Below are 809 nucleotides of genomic sequence, written 5' to 3'. Positions count from 1 at the left end.
TGTGGCCTGGAGATACTCCACGGCTTGGGGGTAAATTTATTGCATGTATTTCGATTGATGGTTTTCCAACGGCTAGTTATCCTGGAATATTAGATATTCTTGATGGTTTGCCTTTACACTATAGATGGTCAAGTCGTTTTATATTTATGGACCAGCATGAAGCTGTTGCAGCACTAAATAAATATAGATTGAAATGGCAGCAAAAAGTTAGAGGTTTCTTTTCACAGGTTTTTAAAACCAATAAAGGAACTATAAATACCGATGCTTTATTAATGGCACAACAAGCTGAAGCAGCAATGAACGAAGCTCGATCAGGTCTTGTTGCTTACGGCTATTATTCCCCAACGGTTGTTTTGATGCATGAAAACCGTGAAGTTTTGGCAGAAAATGCTCGGTTGATTAAACGTGAAATTGAACATAAAGGTTTTGCTGCTCGTATTGAAACAGTCAATACAATGGAAGCGTGGTTAGGGACAATTGCTGGTCAAACCTACCCAAATATTCGACGTCCATTAATTAATACTCAAAATCTTGCTGATATGTTGCCTCTTACAAGTGTATAGCCAGGCTTACAATATAATCCCTGTCCACTCTATCCAGATAACTCTCCTGCTTTATCTCAAGTGGTGACAACAGGGGCAACGGCTTTTCGTATTAATTTACATGTTGATGATGTTGGTCATACACTTGTGTTCGGTCCCACTGGTGCGGGAAAATCAACACTTTTAGCATTTTTATTAGCGCAAGCGCGCAGATATTGGTCAAAAGCAACAGATAAGAATGGCAAGCATCTACCTGCTAATATTACT

At 39.2% G+C, this 809-nt stretch carries 2 protein-coding genes; both read left to right on the top strand.

What is annotated here, in order from left to right:
- The coding region (locus tag J7R05_RS07340) for a VirB4 family type IV secretion/conjugal transfer ATPase (RefSeq protein ID WP_484479008.1) at positions 1–563 on the top strand (563 nt) is incomplete at its 5' end.
- 60 nt (positions 564–623) lie between these two features.
- A partial coding sequence (locus J7R05_RS09370; protein WP_246468265.1) for a DUF87 domain-containing protein occupies positions 624–809 on the top strand: 186 nt, incomplete at its 3' end.

The organism is Bartonella capreoli (assembly GCF_902813205.1).
GTDB lineage: Bacteria > Pseudomonadota > Alphaproteobacteria > Rhizobiales > Rhizobiaceae > Bartonella > Bartonella schoenbuchensis.
The sequence above is the reverse complement of the archived record's forward strand: the minus strand, read 5'-3'. Positions and strand labels throughout refer to the sequence as shown.